This is a genomic window from Phycisphaerae bacterium (assembly GCA_019636475.1).
Lineage (GTDB): Bacteria > Planctomycetota > Phycisphaerae > UBA1845 > UTPLA1 > JADJRI01.
On the sequence record JAHBXN010000011.1, the window covers coordinates 62556 to 81367 of the forward strand.

Annotated in this window: 21 protein-coding genes; 18 read left to right on the forward strand and 3 right to left on the reverse strand. The window is 59.7% G+C overall.

The annotated features are described in order from the left end of the window. Positions 1-43 precede the first annotated feature (43 nt). The 3 genes from KF841_15395 (at position 44) to KF841_15405 (ending at position 1982) form a co-directional block, all read left to right on the forward strand. Entirely contained in the window at positions 44-1216 is a 1173-nt protein-coding gene (locus tag KF841_15395) for a cation transporter (GenBank protein MBX3396741.1), read from the forward strand. Between the two features lie 191 nt (positions 1217-1407). Then, positions 1408-1686 carry a MerR family DNA-binding protein gene (locus KF841_15400; protein MBX3396742.1) on the forward strand — a complete coding sequence of 93 codons (279 nt, stop codon included), beginning with the start codon at positions 1408-1410 and terminating at the stop codon, positions 1684-1686. Then, the gene (locus KF841_15405) at positions 1683-1982 is read left to right on the forward strand and encodes a hypothetical protein (GenBank protein ID MBX3396743.1); all 300 of its coding nucleotides are present in this window, start codon (positions 1683-1685) and stop codon (positions 1980-1982) included. The genes KF841_15400 and KF841_15405 overlap by 4 nt, the downstream gene beginning before the upstream one ends. Positions 1983-1996: 14 nt before the next feature. On the opposite strand, the gene KF841_15410 is transcribed toward KF841_15405, so the two are convergent. The 3 genes from KF841_15410 to KF841_15420 all read right to left on the reverse strand — a co-directional run bounded on the left by KF841_15410 (position 1997) and on the right by KF841_15420 (position 5160). Further along, positions 1997-2836: a zf-HC2 domain-containing protein gene (locus KF841_15410; protein ID MBX3396744.1), complete on the reverse strand. Its 840-nt coding sequence runs from the start codon at positions 2834-2836 to the stop codon at positions 1997-1999. Beyond that, the gene (locus KF841_15415) at positions 2833-3495 is read right to left on the reverse strand and encodes an RNA polymerase sigma factor (protein ID MBX3396745.1); all 663 of its coding nucleotides are present in this window, start codon (positions 3493-3495) and stop codon (positions 2833-2835) included. The genes KF841_15410 and KF841_15415 overlap by 4 nt, the downstream gene beginning before the upstream one ends. 174 nt (positions 3496-3669) lie before the next feature. Further along, on the reverse strand, positions 3670-5160 hold the full coding sequence (locus KF841_15420) for a SpoIIE family protein phosphatase (GenBank protein MBX3396746.1): 1491 nt from the start codon (positions 5158-5160) through the stop codon (positions 3670-3672). Positions 5161-5459: 299 nt separating this feature from the next. Here KF841_15420 and KF841_15425 point away from each other — a divergent pair, with 299 nt between their 5' ends. The 15 genes from KF841_15425 to KF841_15495 all read left to right on the forward strand — a co-directional run bounded on the left by KF841_15425 (position 5460) and on the right by KF841_15495 (position 18798). Continuing rightward, positions 5460-6443 carry an HD-GYP domain-containing protein gene (locus KF841_15425; protein MBX3396747.1) on the forward strand — a complete coding sequence of 328 codons (984 nt, stop codon included), beginning with the start codon at positions 5460-5462 and terminating at the stop codon, positions 6441-6443. Positions 6444-6710: 267 nt separating this feature from the next. Continuing rightward, the gene (locus tag KF841_15430) at positions 6711-7289 is read left to right on the forward strand and encodes a hypothetical protein (GenBank protein ID MBX3396748.1); all 579 of its coding nucleotides are present in this window, start codon (positions 6711-6713) and stop codon (positions 7287-7289) included. Positions 7290-7360: 71 nt separating this feature from the next. After that, entirely contained in the window at positions 7361-7669 is a 309-nt protein-coding gene (locus tag KF841_15435) for a glycogen-binding domain-containing protein (protein ID MBX3396749.1), read from the forward strand. A gap of 164 nt (positions 7670-7833) precedes the next feature. Next, complete coding sequence (locus KF841_15440; GenBank protein MBX3396750.1) at positions 7834-8163, forward strand: hypothetical protein; 330 nt, start codon at positions 7834-7836, stop codon at positions 8161-8163. Beyond that, the gene (locus tag KF841_15445) at positions 8139-8765 is read left to right on the forward strand and encodes a methyltransferase domain-containing protein (GenBank protein ID MBX3396751.1); all 627 of its coding nucleotides are present in this window, start codon (positions 8139-8141) and stop codon (positions 8763-8765) included. The genes KF841_15440 and KF841_15445 overlap by 25 nt, the downstream gene beginning before the upstream one ends. Positions 8766-9181: 416 nt before the next feature. Further along, the gene (locus tag KF841_15450; GenBank protein ID MBX3396752.1) at positions 9182-9460 is read left to right on the forward strand and encodes a hypothetical protein; all 279 of its coding nucleotides are present in this window, start codon (positions 9182-9184) and stop codon (positions 9458-9460) included. Further along, positions 9461-9772 carry a peroxidase-related enzyme gene (locus KF841_15455; protein ID MBX3396753.1) on the forward strand — a complete coding sequence of 104 codons (312 nt, stop codon included), beginning with the start codon at positions 9461-9463 and terminating at the stop codon, positions 9770-9772. It begins immediately after the preceding gene. A 643-nt stretch (positions 9773-10415) separates the two neighbouring features. Beyond that, positions 10416-10568, forward strand: coding sequence for a YHS domain-containing protein (locus tag KF841_15460; GenBank protein ID MBX3396754.1), 153 nt, complete (start codon positions 10416-10418; stop codon positions 10566-10568). A 61-nt stretch (positions 10569-10629) separates the two neighbouring features. After that, positions 10630-11577, forward strand: a complete 948-nt coding sequence (locus KF841_15465; protein MBX3396755.1) for a hypothetical protein — start codon at positions 10630-10632, stop codon at positions 11575-11577. A 63-nt stretch (positions 11578-11640) separates the two neighbouring features. Further along, positions 11641-12696, forward strand: a complete 1056-nt coding sequence (locus tag KF841_15470; GenBank protein ID MBX3396756.1) for a trypsin-like peptidase domain-containing protein — start codon at positions 11641-11643, stop codon at positions 12694-12696. After that, the gene (locus KF841_15475; protein MBX3396757.1) at positions 12693-13061 is read left to right on the forward strand and encodes a hypothetical protein; all 369 of its coding nucleotides are present in this window, start codon (positions 12693-12695) and stop codon (positions 13059-13061) included. Before KF841_15470 ends, KF841_15475 begins: the two co-directional genes overlap by 4 nt. A 162-nt stretch (positions 13062-13223) precedes the next feature. Further along, positions 13224-13964 carry a hypothetical protein gene (locus tag KF841_15480; GenBank protein MBX3396758.1) on the forward strand — a complete coding sequence of 247 codons (741 nt, stop codon included), beginning with the start codon at positions 13224-13226 and terminating at the stop codon, positions 13962-13964. 83 nt (positions 13965-14047) lie between these two features. Continuing rightward, positions 14048-14425 (forward strand): hypothetical protein, encoded by a 378-nt coding sequence (locus KF841_15485; protein ID MBX3396759.1) that lies wholly within the window; start codon positions 14048-14050, stop codon positions 14423-14425. 91 nt (positions 14426-14516) lie between these two features. Further along, positions 14517-16025, forward strand: a complete 1509-nt coding sequence (locus KF841_15490) for a TolC family protein (GenBank protein MBX3396760.1) — start codon at positions 14517-14519, stop codon at positions 16023-16025. 4 nt (positions 16026-16029) lie between these two features. Continuing rightward, positions 16030-18798, forward strand: a complete 2769-nt coding sequence (locus tag KF841_15495) for an efflux RND transporter periplasmic adaptor subunit (GenBank protein ID MBX3396761.1) — start codon at positions 16030-16032, stop codon at positions 18796-18798. Positions 18799-18812: the final 14 nt, after the last annotated feature.

The window sequence follows — 18812 nt, forward strand, 5'->3', positions numbered from 1 at the left end:
GCGATCGGGCCAATCGCACTCAGGCCGCGTCAGAGGAACACACATGCCGCGTTGCCCTCAATGTGGGAACAATGGAAGTAAGGTTAGGCGCGTGACGCTCGTAAGCCTGCTCCGCCCGAAGTGCAGGGAGGACATCGGGGACGACCCCTACCATGTGTGCTCCACGCCGGAATGTGGGACGGTCTACTTTGGCGCCGACGGCGCCACCGCCTTCGACAAGACCGACCTCTCTGTACGGTTCGGATTGAAGGAGACCGCACCGCCCCGTCCGGTGTGCTACTGCTTCGACCACAGCATCGAGGAAATCCACGAGGAGATACTCCAGACGGGTCTATCGACGGTGCTGGACAGCATCAAGACGGCGATGAAGGGGCCGGGTTGCCGCTGCGAATACATGAATCCGATGGGCGGCTGCTGCCTGAGGAGCGTGCAGGAAGTCGTGGAGCAGGGGTTCAGACTTGCTGGCCGCGAGGATGGGTCGGCACGACGCGGTCTCGGCGACCGCGAGGACTGCTGCGTTTCCGGTGCTGCACATAAGAAACTGACGGACAGGGCCCGCGAGGATAGCTGCCGGACATTATCTGGCGCGCACGGCGTCGAAGTGCCCAGTCGCCGGGCGGGCGTTGTCGCGGCGGGCGGGTCGGTGCTGGCTGCGATCCTCTCGTCGGCCTGCTGCTGGCTCCCGCTGGTTCTGATCGCGTTCGGTGTGTCGGCGGCGGGCGTAGCCGGGTTCTTCGAGGCGTACCGACTCTACTTCATCACGGGCGCGCTCGTTTTCCTGAGCTTCGGGTTCTACACAGTCTACTTCCGTCGGGCAACCTGCGCTCCGGACTTCGACTGCGCGGCCCCCAACCGGAGGCTGCGTGCGGTCAACCGAATCATGCTGTGGACGGCCACGGGCTTGGTCGGCGCGTTCGTGCTCTTCCCGAACTATGTCGGCTACCTGTTCGCGGCTCCGACATCGCAGAGTGCTCTCGCACCGGATGTACCCCTCGCCACGGCCAAGTTCCGTATCGAAGGGATGACCTGCGACGGATGCGCGACCGGGCTGCGCGCGGCGCTGGCCAAGCTCCCGAATGTGGCGTCCGTCGAGGTTGACTACCCGACCAAGACGGCGGTGGTTCGGTACGCCGCCGGCAGTCCGCGTGCCGCCGATCAGGTGGTTGAGGCAATGATTGCCGCTGGCTACGCCACCACGTTGTTGGAGCATCAATGAAACCAAGCCGGCGCTTGGACTGATCGTGGGCTAATGCTAATCGCCGGTGATTGAATGCCAATGGACTCGCGACGTGCAATTCGACCACGGTTCTACGGCGAAGAAACGCGTCGAAATGCGTCAACCTGCAAATCCGACGAATCCCGCTAAGTAGGAGTCGAGCGGGGTATCGGCTCTACGACGATCGGACCGTGGAGCGGCTCCGATTCATCCGCTCAGCTCAAGCGATCGGGTTCGCGTTGGACGACATCCGGAGGCTGCTCGAACTCGACGAGGCCGGTTTGAGTGCCTGCCGATCCAAAGTGCGACCGCTCTTGGAGCGCCGATTGGCTGAAATCGACCGTAAGCTGGGCGATCTAAAGCACGTCCGATCCATGTTGGCTCGGGCATTGAATCGATGCCGCGCCTCCTCGGGCGAATGCGCGGTGCTTCGAGAATTGCGGCCCGCGAAGAAAAGGAGTCGATCATGAAGAAATCGAAGGTCATGATTATCACTTTGACTGGTCTGGGTTTGGCAACGCTGGGTGCAGCAAAGCTTGCCACGGCTCAGGCGGACCGCCCGGACTGTCCGGGTAGAGTCGTCTGCCCTCGGATCGGCGAACTGGTCTGCCGCGACAAGTGCCCAACTGTGGATCACGACCGACCAGACTGCCCCGGTCGCATTGTGTGCCCGCTCACCGGGAAATTGGTTTGCAAGGATCGTTGTCCGGCGGAGCAGGACAAGTCGAATGCTAATGCGGCTGTGCCGTCGTGCTGCCGGAAGTAGCTGGAGCACCGAATTTAGTGGCCTGATGATTCGGAGGGCTTCGAGCGCGGGGCGACTGCCTTCAGTACCGGAGCCAACTCAGTTTCGTCGAGCCGACTAAGTACGCAATGGCAGGTGACCGGATCGGTCACATGGACAAGGCGCCAATCGCCAACCGCCACCGCATGGCCGTGGTGGTCACCGACGACACAGGGATAATCCTTGTGCGTGCCAAACTGCTCTGGGTGGACCGTGGGATGGAAGATCGCAACGAGCAACTCGCCGGATTTCTCGTAGCGCGCGGCGACGCCGGGATTCGAACCGAAGCGCAGGCCATATGTGTTCGATCGCTGAAAACCGCCTGGAAGCATGGCCGGCACCTCGAAGTCCAAATCGGGGGCAAAGGAACGAGCTTGACCAGGCGAAATCTCCACACCTTTGTAGAGCGTCAGGAAACGCGAAAACGCCTTCTGCGGGTCGAGCGGCAGCGCATCGAGAATCACGCCAAAGTCGATGGTTGACGCCTGGGCCGTGCTTTCGCCCTGTCGAACGACGAAAGCGAGTCCGCCCAAGCCCACGACGAGCGCAATCATCGCTGCGATGCGAATGGCGGGCGCGGCGCGTCTGCGGGGCCTCAGTGAGACAGTACCCGATGCCTGCCCGGAAAGACGCCGATCAATTGCCGTCCAGAGTGAGGGAGGAACCTGCGTAGCGGGTCCGTCGGCAATCGCGGCGGCGAGTTCGCGCAGTGAAGCGACTTCGGCGCTGCACGAGTCGCACTGAGCAAGATGGGCTCGCAAGCGCTGTGCATCCGTGGGCGGAAGTTCATCGTCCACGTAAGGACCAAGGTTGTCTTTGATCTCAGTGCATGTCATGGCCGTTCACCGCCCGCGGCGCGACGCTTGGCACCGAATTCTTGTGTTTCCCGGTCACCAGCGTCGACGCCGGTCAATCGAAGATGCCCACTTCCATCATTTTGATGCGCAGGAGCCCGGGTTCCTTCCCTAAAAGAATAGCCGTCCGTCAATGCCTCCCTGAGGCGTTGCCGTGCCCTGGAGAGGCGTGAGGCGACGGTCCCTTCCGCGCACTCCAGCAGTTCCCCGATTGCCCGGTAATCATGTCCCTGGTCATACCGTAGAAATAGGATCAACCGGTCCTCTTCCGAGAGCTGGTCGAGTGCCGTCTGCACGTCGAGCTGCTCGTCCTGTCCCAACACGTAAGCGGACCGGGCCTCGTCCCGGCGGGCGGACGAATTCAGGTGGCGATTCTGGGTTTGTCGGCGGCGAAGGAATGCGAGGGTCTCGTTCACCGCGATTCGGTGAATCCACGTGGCGAGTGAGCACTCGGCGCGAAACTCGTCAATCCGAGTCAAGACCCGAACGTAAACCTCCTGCGTGAGGTCAAAGGCATCGTCGGCGTTCCTGACCATGCGGAAGATGAGGCGGTATACCCGCTCAACCGTCTGGTCGTAGAGCCGCCGCTGAGCGCTGCGGTCCATCGCTCGACATGCTGTGATGAGTTGCCGTTCGTCCACCGCGTTCGCCTTGCTACCTGGTCGGAGTCTGTCCCGCTGGACCGCGTATCGGGTAGCATAAGTCCTCTTACTCCAAGATGATAGCCCAAAGGCCAGCGCCGGCGACGGCGATTTGGGTGGTGCCGCAGATGCTTGGGCGGTTGCGGTATGCGACATGAGCTGGTGAGCCTCGAATCAGTCTCGTTGAAGGATGACAAGCGTCACGTCATCGCCGAACGCAGATGACCCCTGAAATTCCTGTGCCTTCGCGATGATGTGGCTGACCTGTTCTTCCGGTGAGAGTTGCCGGGTAGTTTGCACGAGTTGAAGCAACCGCTCCCGGCCGAAAGGCACGCCTCCCGCGTCAAACAACTCGTGCAATCCATCCGTGTACAGTATCAGCCGGTCTTGAGGCCGAAACGGCACGCTACCGGATTGATAGCCTTCACCCGGTGAAATCCCGAGCGGCAGGCCCTCAGTTTCAAGAAGGTCCACGGAACCGTCCAGATGAAGCAGGATCGCGGCATCGTGACCGGCTTTGGAGAATTGAATGTTCTGGTGGTCTGGTTCGACTCGGACGACAAAGCATGTGGCAAAGTCCCCCGCATCGGACACCGCTTGAAGCTGCCGATTCGTTCTTGAAAGCAGGTCATCGAGGCCGGACGTGCCGTTTATCTCGTAACGCAGCACGGTGCGGAGAAGGGCGGTGTAGAGAGCGGCGGGCACGCCGTGTCCCGCAACGTCGATCACCGCCAGAACGACGGATCCGTCGGGGAGTTCCACGCAATCGAACAAGTCGCCGGCTACACTTGTCGTGGGCAGAAAAGCTGAAAAGAGGCTCAGGCCGTGCAGTCGGGTCTCACGCGGTGGCAAGAGACGTTGTTGGATTTTGCGGGCGCGCTCCATCTCTGCCCTGCGGGTGTTTTCGACCCGGCCTAGAGACTGTGCCATCGCGTTGATTCCCCTCGCAAGGAACTGAACTTCGGCACTACCCACACCATCCGCCCGGGTTTGGAATCGTCCTCGGCCGACCTCGTCGACAACGGCTACAAGTTGCCTGAGAGGGCGGCGAATCCAGAACCATAGGCCGACGCCGGTTGCCACGAAAATCAGGAGTGTGAGGGCACCAACGCCGAAAAGCCGGCCGATAGCCCGCGACCGCAGCAATCGCAGCATCGGATCCAGGGACTGCGCGACAACGATTGATCGGCCGCCCCGTGTCGCAGCGGTTGCCACAAGGTAGACGGCGTTCCGGTGCTTGAATTCCGCCGACGGATTCGGCCCACGAACGGCCGCAATCATCTCCCCTTCGAGGTCAGGATCCGCCCTGGCATGGGCTCGGAGCGGGACCGTTCCGCTCGGGTCGAGCACCAGAATGTGGTGTCCCGGTGACGCAGCAGAGCTCATCTGCGTGCAAAAATCGTCGAGGAAAGGTTGAAAGTCGTCCGGGTTTCCGAAGCGAGATCGGGCAACGCCGAGCACGTCCGCTTCCTCCTTGAGCTTCTCGTATTCCTGTGAGAGTAGCGCCCGACGCTCATGTCTGAAGTCGATGAACTCGGCCGAACCGAGCACCAAGATGGCGGTTGTGTTGATTAACATCGCGATTCGGAACGCAAGCGTGTTCCAGAAACGCGGAGGCCGCGACGGCATGTCCGCTGGGTCGTTAGCGCCGTCAGCACCAGTCATGAAGTCTCCACGGCTTCGGGCAAACCGCGCCGAACGGGCTCGCCGGGCACAGTAGTTCTCCTTCGTATTGGATGCGCCAGTCCCGTATTTCCTTCCGCAACACCGTCGATTCTCAGCCGGTTCGGCGTTCTCGGGACTCAAATTGCAGCGGCGAGCACCGGGGCCGGAACCCGTTTCCGACGGACAGGGAAACCGTTGGGATCGAGAAAGTGCCGTTCCCCCTCGGGCTGAACGGCAAGGTAGCCGCTCCTCGCGGGAAGGACCGAACGCGATGGCGCATCAAAACTGGTTGAATGACGATGAATGAACACGCATCGACGAATCTGCTCCCCGTCGCGGCGGGACGGCACCGGGTGCTGACCGTCGCCTTGCTGATTCTGATCGTGGCAGCAGGACATTGGTGGACGCCTCGCGGCGAAAGCCACTTCCTGGTTCTTCACGTCTTAATGCGAAAGCTCTTCATTCTGCCGGTGCTGCTTGCCGCGATCTGGTTCGACTTTCGCGGTGCCGCAATCTCCGCCGCGGCGGTCATGCTGGTCTATCTGCCGCATGTCATCTTGCAGTGGGCCGGGCATGCGGAGGAGAACGTCAACCAGATCGGTGAGATGGCCACGGTATGGATCGTGGCCGGGATCGCGGGAGTGCTCGTACGTCGCGAAAAGTCGGCGCTCAAGGCAAGGGCCCAAGCGTACTACGGAGCGGTGCGAGCGCTGGTAGCGGCCCTGGACACGCGCGAACACGATACGGGGCTGCACTCCGAACGCGTTTGCTCCTTCGCCCTGCGGATCGCGACGGAGTTGAAACTGGCGGATTCCGAACTCCGTGCGCTGGAACTCGGAGCATTGTTGCACGACATCGGAAAAATCGGCGTCCCCGATGCGATCCTCCTCAAACCGGGCGGCTTGTCCGATGACGAGTGGCGGCAGATGCGCGAACATCCGGAGCTGGGGGCACGAATCCTGAGCGCGACTCCCTTCCTGGAAGAAGCCGTCGTCGTTGTAAGGTCTCATCACGAACGGTTTGACGGAAGCGGATATCCATGTGGACTGGCGGGCGATCAGATTCCCCTGCTCGCCAGAGTATTCGCGGTCGCCGACGTGTTTGATGCGATCACGTCGAAGCGACCGTATCACGAGGCGCTTTCAGACGCCGTCGCTGTTCAGGAGATCGAAGAAAGTGCTGGCAGCCATTTCGACCCGCGGGTCGTGGAGGCGTTCCGGAGTGTCCCCGAGACCGAATGGCGCGAACTTCGGGAGCGTGTGTCGGCGGAATCCGGCGAGTGAGTACCGTCCGCCAGCGAATTGAAGGACGCTTGCCCAAGAGCAGGGTAAACGCCGGTGTCAGAAGTGGTTATGGAGTGGGTCGTGCTTGCTCAAGCAGCAATGGCGGGGCGCGCGGCGCCGGTCCAGGGCCAGCGAACCGACAGGCCGTGGCCCATCGGCTGAACACCGAATTCTGCAGAATACGCGAGGGAAGGAACCGCGGCCCTCGCGCATCCAACGTTGAGAATGGTGGCCAACGTTCACCATCGATTCGCTGGAGACCTGCCCATGATCGCTCGAACAATCGCATGCGGGCTTTTGCTCTTGATCGCTGGGTGCAGGGCTTCGCAGCCTTCGCGCGGTTGGCTGACCGGAGCTGAAAACGGCAAACCCTATCCAGACTTCGTGTACGTGGATGATAACGGAACACAACGCTCTCTCCGCAACCTCACCGGCGACTTCACGGTTCTCGCCTTCACGCAATGCGTCCAGGATACCCACGGCCCTGCGGCAGCCGCGCTTCAGCAGATTGTCTCAGAAAATGCGGGAACACCGTTCGTCCGGGTTGTCGGAGTGGATGTGCATTGGTTCGACGGTCAGTGCGATCACGGCCATTGCCACCTCGTGCAGGACCAGCGGAATCTCTTCAGCATCTGCGATGCGACCGGAGCGGTGCGGCGCCTTTACGGCGTCAACGGGGACAATGCCGCGGTCGTCATCGGCCCGGATGGCCGGGTCATTCGAGTCGCACTCGAAGTTGGAAATGAGGAGTTTCGAGCCGAACTCCGAAGCATGATCGTGGACGAGTCGAATCGGCGCGCAGAGGAGTTGGCACAGGAGTACGAGAACATCTCACTGGGAGGATGACCATCCCCGAGATTGCCAAGGTCGGCAAATCAGCGGAATCAATGAAGCAAGGTCATTAGAAGGAGCTGCTCATGAGCACAAGAACGCAACAATCGTCAGGCGTGAAGCCGGTTGAGTTCGAATGTGACGCACCATCGGCCGAAACCGTGATACTCGTCGGAACTTTCAACGATTGGAATCCGGCGGAAACGCCCATGAAGAAGAATGAAACGGGAAAGTGGACAGCGACACTAGAGCTTGCTCCGGGCCAATACGAATACAAGTTTGTGGTGAATGGCTGCTGGTGTTGCGAGCCGGGCGAACCGGACGCCTGTTGTGGCGGCCCTGATCGCGTACCCAACCTTCACGGCACGATGAACCGCGTGATTCGTGTGAAGTGAGTATGACAACCCGTAATCCTCTTCGACCCGTTGGTCAAGGCACGCGCCACGTACGCCGCACAGTTGTTTCACCGGATCCTCGTGATCCGGCCTTCGGGTTCTGGAGCTGGTTCCACGTCGGCGATGCGGTTTTTCTAGCAGCGGTGGGAGCGGAATCTGGCGTCGTGATGCAGTGGCTTCATCAATTGGCGTGGAATTTTCTCGTCCTTTCGCTTCTCGGCATGGCGGCGGCGATGGGTATTCAGATGCTTATGGCCTTTGGCTTGTCGCCGTTGCTGGGCTCGATCGAGACGATGGCGCCTTCGATGGTCGTGGCGATGATCGTTCCGATGCTCGTTGATGTTGCCGAAGTCAGTGGCTGGATGTTCGGGCGCTCCGATGCTGCGGCCCTTGGAGCGGCGTCCGGGTTCCTGTTTTTTGTCTATTTCGAATGGTACGGGGCCATTTTTCGACGCCGATTGGCGCGAGCATGGCCAGCGAAAGCAGTCAAGTGATGACGAGCGTTTGGGATTTGCGTGCCCGGCTCTACGACGTTTGTGAAGGATCGCAATTACGCCGTGGTACAGCGAAGGCTCGCCTGTTTGCTCAGATGCATGGACAGGTGCTGTTCCTTGCCGTCGGGACCGGCGTGGATATCACCCGCTTCCCCGCCGAACAGAAGATCATCGGCATTGACATCAGCGCCGAGATGCTCCGACGTGCGGAAGCACGCAGGCGCGCGTATCGCGGCCAATTGGTGTTTGCCCTCGGCGACGCGGAGCGACTCGCGTTTGGCGACGGCTCGTTCGACACCGTAGTCAGTTCATGCACGATGTGCTCCGTGCCGCATCCTGTAGTTGCGCTAAAGGAACTCTATCGCGTGCTGCGTCCCGGCGGCCGTTTATTGATGTTCGAGCACGTACGCAGCCGGAGTTGGCCATTGGGGCTGGCTCTCGATGTCATGACCTTATGGACCCGACTGCTGGGAACCGAGATGAACCGCGATACCGTCGCGAACGTGCTGACGGCTGGCTTCCAGATTGTGCGGATCGAGAGTGTTTACCTTGACATCATTCTCTCGATTCATGCCGTCAAACCGATTAACCGGGAGGACTAGACGTGCCGCGTTCTCATTCAATCCGATCGCGATGGATGTGCCTCGTGATGTTCCTTCTGACCCTCGTTCTCAATGGAAGCGCATGTAGCCCCGCGTATCGCGAACCGATTCATTTTATGGGCGAGCGGCCGGAAGGCGTCACACTCTCTTGTCAACAATGTTATGACCACGCAGTTCGCGTCTTAACGGGGCCGCCGAAGCACCGGCGGTACAAGGCGGTGGTGCGGCATGCCTGTCCCGACTGCGCGAGTGAGGCGGTGATCTATAACGGGCCAGACGGTAAGCCAATGATACGATGCGAGCAGTGTGCGCCCGAGGGCGTACCGTGCGACCGCTGCCTGCCTCCGAAGAGGACCAATGGATAAGATTGGCTTGATCTGGTGCGAGTTGCGTGCAGGTTGTGAGGTGGCGAATGAGTGAAGCCAGAACCCTGTGAGGAGGCGATTCCTGTGAGTTGGATAGAGACTGTCCCGGAGTCGGAAGCGGCCGACGTGCTCTCGAACATCTACAACGAGAGCCGGGCCAAGTTCGGGCGTGTGATCAATCTCGTCAAGATTCAGAGCCTGCGGCCCGAGACGATGGCGCTTGGGCGCGAGTTCTATCGGCATCTGATGGACTCGCCCAGCGGCCTGTCGCGCTTCCAGCGGGTGTTGCTCGCAACCGTCGTGTCCAAGGTCAATGGCTGTCTCTACTGAATGGAGAGCCATGAAGGCGACCTCCGGTCGGAGATCAAGGACGACGCGATGGTGCAGGCAATCCAGAACGACTTTCGGCAAATAGACCTCGAATGGGACACGCGCGTCCTGCTCGACTTTGCGATGAAGCTGACGACGCGACCGACCGAAATGCGCCGTTGCGATGTGGAGGCGCTCCGTGACGCCGGCTTTTGCGATGCCGACATTCTCGACGCCGCCCACATTGTCGGATACTTCAACTACGCGAACCGCGTGATGGATGCGCTTGGCATCCAACCGGAACCTGAAATGCATCATCGGCCGCGTAAATAGTCGCTTCAGATTTCCGACGACGCCGGTGGCTAAAACACGGCGTGCTCACAGCGAGGGAAGTCGTTTGTCGAAACAGTGTTGAACGGAAAGTGGCGCCGATTGAAGGCGGAAGCGAGGATACATCATGATGGATCACAACGAGGATTTCCAAAGCCGGATTGATTCGCTGCTGGCGCAGGCGGATGCACAGCGGGACACGCATCAGGACCACATCCGGCAGCGGATGGAGGAAGATGCCCGTCATGCGGATCAGTTCAATCGAATTGCGAGCCGGCTGCTTTCAGGGGTGATCCGTCCGCGCATGGAGGCTCTGGCCGGTCGGTTCGATAACGCAACGTTGCTTAACCCAACGGACACCAGTGGCGCTCTTTGCACGTGTGCGTTCGGGCACACGCCGCGGTTCCCGGCCTCGACTCGCTTGAGCTTGAGCGTATCGCCCGGGGAACGCATGGAGCGGGTATCAATCGTCTATCGCTTGCAGATTCTGCCGGTATTCATCCGCTTCAAGGACATGGATCAGATTGACTTCTCGGCTGACGCGATAGACGAGGCCAACGCAGCCAAGTGGGTGGAGGATCGACTGACAGAGTTCGTTGAAACGTACCTTCAGCTTGAGACCGCCAAGCACTACCAGAGTGAGAACATGGAGACGGATCCGGTTTGCGGGATGCCGGTCAATCGGAATTGGGCCGCTGCGACCGCCGAATACGGCGGGAAGTCCTATTACTTCTGCATCGACGAATGTCGCCGGCGCTTTGCAGAAGACCCCAATCGGTTCGTAAGGGAACCGAAATGATGATGGGACATCCCAAACGGGGCGAACAGCCATGACTTGCAACCGAATTCAAGCGAATAAGATGATCTGGAAAACACGGCAATTCAAGCTCAATAGCGGGGTCCCATTCACTTGGACGTTCGCGGCGGTTGCCGCGATCGGTGTCATGTCCGCCGGGCGGATTGTCCTCGCTCAAACGGAGGGGCCGCGTCGGCCGGTGAACGCGTTGTGCCCCGTGATGACTCAAGAGGAAGTCAATCCGGAGTTCACCACGATATTCGAAGGCCGGGTCATCGGGTTTTGCTGCGACAAGTGTCTCGTCAAGTTCAAGGCGAATCCAAGTCGGTTTGCCGCGCGCATAGTTGTACGTGAAGTAAAATCCACGCCGATCGATGCGGAAGATGATCATGACGAGGAGGCAGAGAATTCGCTCGGCGACCGGCAAGCTAAGGAAGCCCATGGCGACCATGCCCACGGTAACGACGCGGCGCAAGACAACAACCGGGGGGAAGCGCATGACCATGATCACAATGAGGATGAGCATTCTGAAAGCGGCGACAGCGATCATGAGCATGGGCATGCGCAGGGTAGAGGATTCTTTGCCAAGGCGATCGGTTGGCTTGGCAAACTCCATCCGCCTATGGTCAACTTTCCGATCGCGATGATTCTGGGGGCCGCCCTGGCGGAACTGCTGCTGGTCGCGACGAAGCGGTCATTCTTCGTGAACGCCGGTCGGTTCTGCTTGTGGGTTGGCTGCGTTGGTGCCGTGGTGGCAGCCGTGCTTGGCTGGTTTTTCGGCGGCTTCCACTTGATGGACGATTCATGGATTCTGACAACGCACCGCTGGCTCGGCACGACAACCGCGGCGTGGTCCGTGCTGCTGCTGGTTGTCGGCGAGCAGACCCACCGTCGCGCGGACGCCACGCGAAGACGATACCGCGCCTTTCTGCTCATCGGCGCGAGTCTAGTCGGCGTCAGCGGTTTCTTCGGCGGATCACTGGTTTACGGAGTGAACCACTATGCGTTCTAAGTTCGCAAGTAACGGAATCCGGGAGCGCGTCTGGGATACGAGTACGTTGTGAGGACGACGAAAATGCCGAACCGGACTTGGACGCAAGTAAGCACTCTGTCGCGCTATGTCGTAATCGCTTTGCCCCTCGCCATCGGCCTGACTGGATGCGCGACAAGCCAGCGCGATTCGCAAGTAGCGACGAATGGAATAGGTTCCAATCAAGCGGAGCTGCTCAACCTCCTTGAAGCCTGTCGTCGTCAGCACGCAGCGGATTTATCGCGTGAAAGCCTGGCGGACTTGAAGCGCGATGCCGGCGACGTGCGGAGGTTCGCCGAGCAGCAGCGTCAACGCCGCGAGAGCATGCGCCGGGCCATGGAAACATACAACCGCGGCGTCTGCCTGATCCACGGCGCGTTCACGTTGATAGAAGAACGCGACGGGCGCCTTCAGCCCGTTGAGGATGCCGATGGACAGCCTCTTGAGTTCGAGTACCTCGGTTCCGGATTCCTGGTTGATGATCGCGGGTGCGTGTTGACGAATCGTCACGTCGCGGAGCCGTGGTGGAACAACGATGCTGTCGCCCCACTCATTGCTCGGGGGCTTGCTCCTGAGTTCACACGACTGACCGCAACTTTTCCCGGGAACGCGCCCAAAGACGTCGATCCGGACACGATTCGAACGAGCCGTGATGGCGTCGACCTAGCCATGTTCGTCGTCACTACTGATGCTGTGCCCGTGCTACCGCTTATTGAGGGTGATGCACGTGACCTGCGCGGGCAAGGGGTCATGCTCCTTGGCTATCCGACCGGATTGAGTGCCCTGCTTGCGCGGGCGGAGCCTGAGGTTGCGGAAGAAGCGATGAATGCAGCCGCGGACACCGCGAGCCTGATTCGCGAGTTGAGCGCCCGTAACGGCATCGCCCCGCTGGCTACGCATGGCACACTCAACGATGTGACCGACGGAAAGCTGATCTACGATGCGGTGACGACCTCTGGCGGTTCCGGCGGCCCCGTATTCGGCCCCGATGGGACGGTTATCGGCGTGAACTTCGCCATGATGCGCGGCTTTCAAGGGTCGAATTTCGGCGTCCCGATCCGATTCGCCCGACCATTGCTCGATCGACTGACAGAAAAATGAGAGATTCGGACGAGGACAGCATGCACGAGGGCGGATCGAATCTCCTCCCAGGGTACCCGCCCGCGATGGGCGAGCCGTCGGCCGGTAGCGTCCAACAGCTTGCCTGCGTCTATCGTGAATATCATCGGGCGATCTGGCCACGGCTGCTATGCACGCCGTGGGCAGGGAGCCTGGCCGTCGAGTCGGAGGATTCCTGGCGCGAGCTGTGGGGCCGAGTCGGACGAGAATTCTATCGGTGCTTCGCGTTCGGAGACCGTAACATACGACGTGACATGATCTTGCGCGCACTCGGAGCCGGGGCAGACGATCTGGCTGCGAAACTCGATCAGTGGAGGTTAACGCTGGAGTTCGACACCGACAGATAGTCGAGGATCGGGCCCCGCGACGGGTGGTGGTTGAGCCAACGCAGGAGTCGCATGAAGAACAGGGAAGGAATAGTCGGCTTCGCGCATCCAACCAAGGTAAAAGGGCGCGGCCACTGTGGTCTGCGCTCAGGATCGTGAACCCACGCTTTGGAGGCCTCAATAATGTCCAATTGTCGAATCAGCATTGGTGGCGTGCTCGCGGTTATCGCAATCGCCGGTTTCGCCGCGACGGCAGCCCACGCACAGAATCATGAAGGCCATCGCCACGATGATCCCAAGGAAGAGAAAAAGTCACCGGTGCTGCCCAAGTGTCCCGTGATGGACGAACCGGTGGACTTGTTTGTCAAGACGATGACAGCGGACGGCCCCGTGTACTTCTGTTGCAAGGACTGCATCAAGAAGTTCGAGGTGGATCCTGAGAAGTATGCAAAGCAAGTTGTTGAACAGCGAAAGATTCTGGCGAAGCTTCCCAAAGTGCAGGTGACCTGCCCAGTTTCTGGCAAGCCCGTCGACGACAAGACATTCATCGAGAAGGAGGGGAAGAAAACATACTTTTGTTGCAAGGGATGCGTCGGCAAGTATGAAAAGGAGCCAAACAAGTATGCTGCGCAGCTTGCCGACAGTTTTAGCTATCAGACCAAGTGCCCCGTCATGGACGAGGAGATTGATCCGAAGGCGTTCATCCGGCTGAAGACCGGACAGACTGTGTTTTTCTGTTGTCCGGGCTGTGACAAGAAGTTTCTGAAGGATCCGGTAAAATACGCGCCGAAGCTCGAAGCCCAGGGCATCCGGATAGATCCCAAGAAAGTCGAAATCGCAGCGGAGCCCGCAAAAGAAGACACAAACGACTCACATGAAGGACATGGTGGGAAGGGACACGACCACGGGGATCACGACCATTGAAGGCGATGAAATGTGTGCCTTCATGTGGGGCATCGGTCCACGCAAATTCTTAGGTTTCGCCGACAACTCTGTATGGTGAGGGAATGAGCAGTCGCCGACGACGCAGGCAAAAGCGCCGTGGTGGTGGCAGACTTGCAAAGCCGAAGAGACACATCGATTCATGGTGGCCGCTCTTTGGGCTTGGATTGGCGCTGGTGGGACTCATCAGCGCCTATTGGTGGCAAGCCACGGGCACCCGGTCAGAGGAGTCGCCAGTTCGCCTGAGCAGGGTTGGCGAGATTCTATGTCCGGTAGGTGGAATGCCGATCAAGCGCGAGATATCCGTCCTAACTTCGGTGGGTCCGATTTACTTCTGCTGTAAGCACTGCATCGATCGATTCAATGCCGAGCCGTCGGCCTTTCAGGACGCCGTCGAAGCCCAACAACGCTCCATGGCTGCCGATTCGCAACCCGAGGGTTGAGTCGTCGACCTGGAAACGACAACGTGATCCCAGGAGAATCTGCCCTGCCATGAGAATGAGGCACATCCAATCAAGCCGATGGCGTCCAAGCGTGCGGTCAGGCCAACGTCCAATTGCCGCTGGAATCACGGCGTCGGTATTCCTGCTTGCCGCGCCGGCAGGTTGCGCGTTGAACCAACAGGGACATCGCGAGGTCGGCGAGGCACTCGCCAATTATGAACGCCGTCATGCGTCTGCCGTTTCGCAATACGCCGGCGTGCCGAAGGCCGCTGGGCGAACAACGACTGGCCCGGCAACTCGCACTCCCCAGCCCGTTATCGAGGATGGCACCCTGGCGAGCTTGATCGAAGCGGCGCTGGAGCGAAATCCGGACATCCTCGCATCCATCGACACCGCCCGGAGCGTCGCAAGTCGGATCCCGCAAGCAACTTCCCTGATGGATCCGATGCTGTTGACAAAGACCTTACCTGAACCGATCCGAACGGCCGAGGGTGACAACTATTTCATATTGGGCGTGCAGCAAAAACTACCTGTGCCCGAGAAGCTGGACCGGCGAGGTCGAATGGCCCTCGCGGAAACGCGGATGGCCATTGAGACCCTAGAGCAAACGCGGCTGCGAGTGATCGGGGAGGTGAAGCGCGCGTACTTCCAGATCTTTGCGATTGATCAAGCGGTGCTGATTACCAAGGAAAACCAAACGCTCATGCGTGATCTGATCGAAGTCGCACGGGGACAGTTGATCGCAGGTCGGCGACAGCAGGAGGACGTGCTGCGGGCACAGGTGGAGCTGTCGAACCTGGAGAGTCAACTAATTGAGCTCGGACAGCGACGGGTGACAACCGTGGCGCTGATCAATTCGATTCTTGATCGTTCACCGTCCACCGAAGTCCCGCCGTTGTCGGAATATGACATTAGGCGCTTGAATCCGCGATTGGATGAGTTGCTTTCACGAGCGTACGAGAGGAACCCAGAGCTTCAGCGATTTGAGCGTCAGATCGAGCGTGATGAGCAAAGTCTGCGTCTGGCCAAGCTGGAATACTGGCCGGATTTTACAGTCGGCTTCGAGTGGATACAGATGGACCCACGTGGAGCGTTCCGACCGCCCGTCAACCCGCAAACAGGGATGCGCCCGCGCGTCTCGCAGATGAGCGAAAATGGTTCGGATAACTGGGCGATCACGTTCGGCTTCAACGTGCCAGTCTGGTTCGAGCGTATTGAGGGGGGGATTCGCGAGGCTCGCGAGCGGCTTTCCGCATCACGACGGCAATTACGCTCCGCCAAGAACCGGATCACATACCAGGTAGAGGACGCCCTGGCGCGGATTGATTCGCAACGAGACATCGCCGATCTCTTTGCAACGGCCATCATCCCGCAGGCCGAGCAGGCCTATCAGGTAACGCGTGAGGGATACATCACCGGAACGTCGGATTTCCAGTTCGTGATCGACAACTGGCAGAAATGGCTGTTCTTCAGATTGCAATACTACAGAACCCTTGGGGATCTGGAGCGAAGCGTGGCCGACTTGGAGCAGGCCGTCGGCGTCAGCGTCATCGAAACGCAGGGTGCCAACGCGCCCCGATCAAACGGGGAGGGAGGATAGGACCTTGCGAAGAGTCATTGTGAGCGGATTCGGTGGATGGGTGCGCGTCTTCGGAACGATGCTTGTTGTGCTGGCCATAGGCGCGGCGGGCGGGTGGTGGTATTTCGCCAAGTATAAAACGGGTGCGTCGGTAGGCCAAGCGGATGCGACCGCATCCGCCGCGGACGATGTCTGGTACACCTGCGGCATGCATCCCCAAGTGCTGCAGCGTGAACCGGGAATCTGCCCGATCTGCAACATGAAACTGACGCCGATGAAGCAGGACAGCGCCGAAGATGAAGGCGAGCCATCTGGTCCGCAGGAACGCAAGATCCTCTACTGGCGGGCGCCGATGGATCCGAGCTACGTCTCTGATAGGCCGGGCAAGAGTCCCATGGGCATGGACCTTGTGCCGGTCTACTCCGACGAGGGTGAGACCGTCGGCGGGTCCATCATCCGCATTGATCCGGTCACGATTCAGAACATGGGTGTCCGCACGACGCGCGTTCGCCGGGGGCCCTTGGTGAAGACCGTTCGGACCGTGGGCCGGATCGATTACGACGAGCAGAAGCTCGTCTTCGTGGATACGAAATTCGAAGGGTGGATTGAAAAGCTCTACGTCAACGAAACCGGACAAAATGTACGGGAGGGCGATCCGCTTTTCGATGTGTACTCTCCCGACATCTATTCGGCACAAGTGGAGTACATTTCGGCGATTCGCAAGCTGCCTACGTTAGAGCGGAGCACGTTCCATGATGCGGTCGAAGACGCACGGCGAATGGTTGATGCGGCGCGGCTCAAGCTGGAGTACTTCGATGTCCCGTCACAACAAATCGAGCGCCTGAGCGAGGTTCTGACACCAGTAAAGACGGTGCAAATCCACTCTCCTGCGGATGGCATCGTAGCGGACAAGATGGCTCTCGAAGGTATGCGCATCATGCCGGGCATGAGGCTCTTCACCATTGCCGACCTGTCCCGCGTCTGGGTCTATGTGGACATCTACGAGTATCAGCTTCCGTGGGTCCACGTCGGCCAAGCCGCGACCATGACGCTCCCGTACATCCCCCACAAGGCCTTTCGAGGCGAAGTTACCTACATCTACCCTTATTTGCAGAAGCAGACGCGCGTCATCAAGGTTCGACTCGAATTCCCGAATCCCACTCTTGAGCTCAAGCCTGATATGTATGCCAACGTGGTCCTTGAAGGGTTGCTCAAGGACGATGCCGTGTTGGTCCCCCGAGAAGGATTCATCGACTCCGGCATGCGAAAGGTGGCGTTCGTTGATCGCGGCAAGGGTAAGTATCAGCCGCGCGACATTCAGGTCGGCGTTGAAGGCGAAGGTGGCGCCGTCGAGGTACTGCTCGGCCTTGAGCCCGGAGACGTCGTGGTCACGTCGGGGCAATTCCTGTTGGATTCGGAAAGCAAGCTCAAAGAAGCCGTCGCAAAGATGATGGAACCGAGCAAGGCAACGCCGAAGAAACTTGCGGCGCATGAAATGTCCCTGACGGAGCCCCATGGCGGTCATACTCAAACGTCGGCGACAACCGCGCCGACAGACATGGCTGCTCATTCGCATGACGAAGGATCTAGCATGCCCAGTGCCTCCGAGCCCTCGGTTGTTCCGGCTGATGCGAATTACGCATGCCCGATGGACCGGCATCCCGATGAAAAGGACCCGGCGAATCGCGGAGCCTACTTCTCCGCTGAGCCGGGCGAGTGTCCCTTGTGCGGAATGAAGCTCAAACCGATAGAGGAGCTTGAGTGGGCGCGTGCTCAGCTTGCAGCCGGCGGCGGGGATGTTGCATATACGTGTCCGAAGCACCCGCATGTGTTCTCAGAGTCGCCCGGAGATTGCCCGGTGTGCGGTAACAAGCTGCAGCCGTTCCAGGCGCTGTACGCCTGCCGCAATCCAAAACACTCCTCGCAGACGAGTGATCGGCAAGTGGATTGCCCCAAGTGCGGAGAGCTGATGGCTGCTCTCCGCGGTCCATGGCTCGGAGAGGCGATGGCCAAGAGTAGCCCGTCCGGCGAACTACCTTCCGATGCAACACCGTCGGCAATGTCCGCGGATGTCGGCCGATCCATCCCGTCCGATGCCCGATTCGTCTGCCCCATGCAGGAATGCTGGCAGTTCTCTCACGACGAAGGTCGTTGCCCGACTTGCGGCATGAAACTCAAACCCATTGAACAAGTGGAATGGGCCGAAAGACTCGTGAAAGTCACGCCGGCGAAGGGACAATTTGTGTGCCCGATGCATCCGGATCGCGCCACAAGCGACGAGCCGGGCAATTGTCCTATCTGCGCGATGCAGCTTCTGCCCAAAAACCGAATTGTCGGTCTGGAGGATGGGGGCGCGTCCGTCGCACAGCAGGTGGATTACCTCATGGAGCACTACTTGGCACTTCAGGAGCGATTTGCCCGCGACAGCACGGCGGAAGTTGCTCTTCACGCGCTCGGCCTCGTGGACGCGAGTGAGAAATTGCGGGATGCGCTCCAAAGGGAAGCCCCGCCGGGCGAGAAAGAGCTGCTCGCCAGCGTCAATGCCGTTCATGCGGCGGCGTTGAAGGTGCGAGGCGCCGACCTATCCAGTGATCGCACGCAGTTTGCACAACTGAGCGCCGCAATGCGAACAGTGATATCGCACCAGCGTCCCGACTCGAATCGGTGGCCCAAGCTTTTCATCTACCGTTGCCCGATGGCCAAGGCCGATTGGATTCAGACAACTGAGAAGAAAGCCAACCCCTATTACGGCTTCAAGATGCTCGATTGCGGCAACCTCTTGGAAACAAAGTAGGGGACACCCAGCAC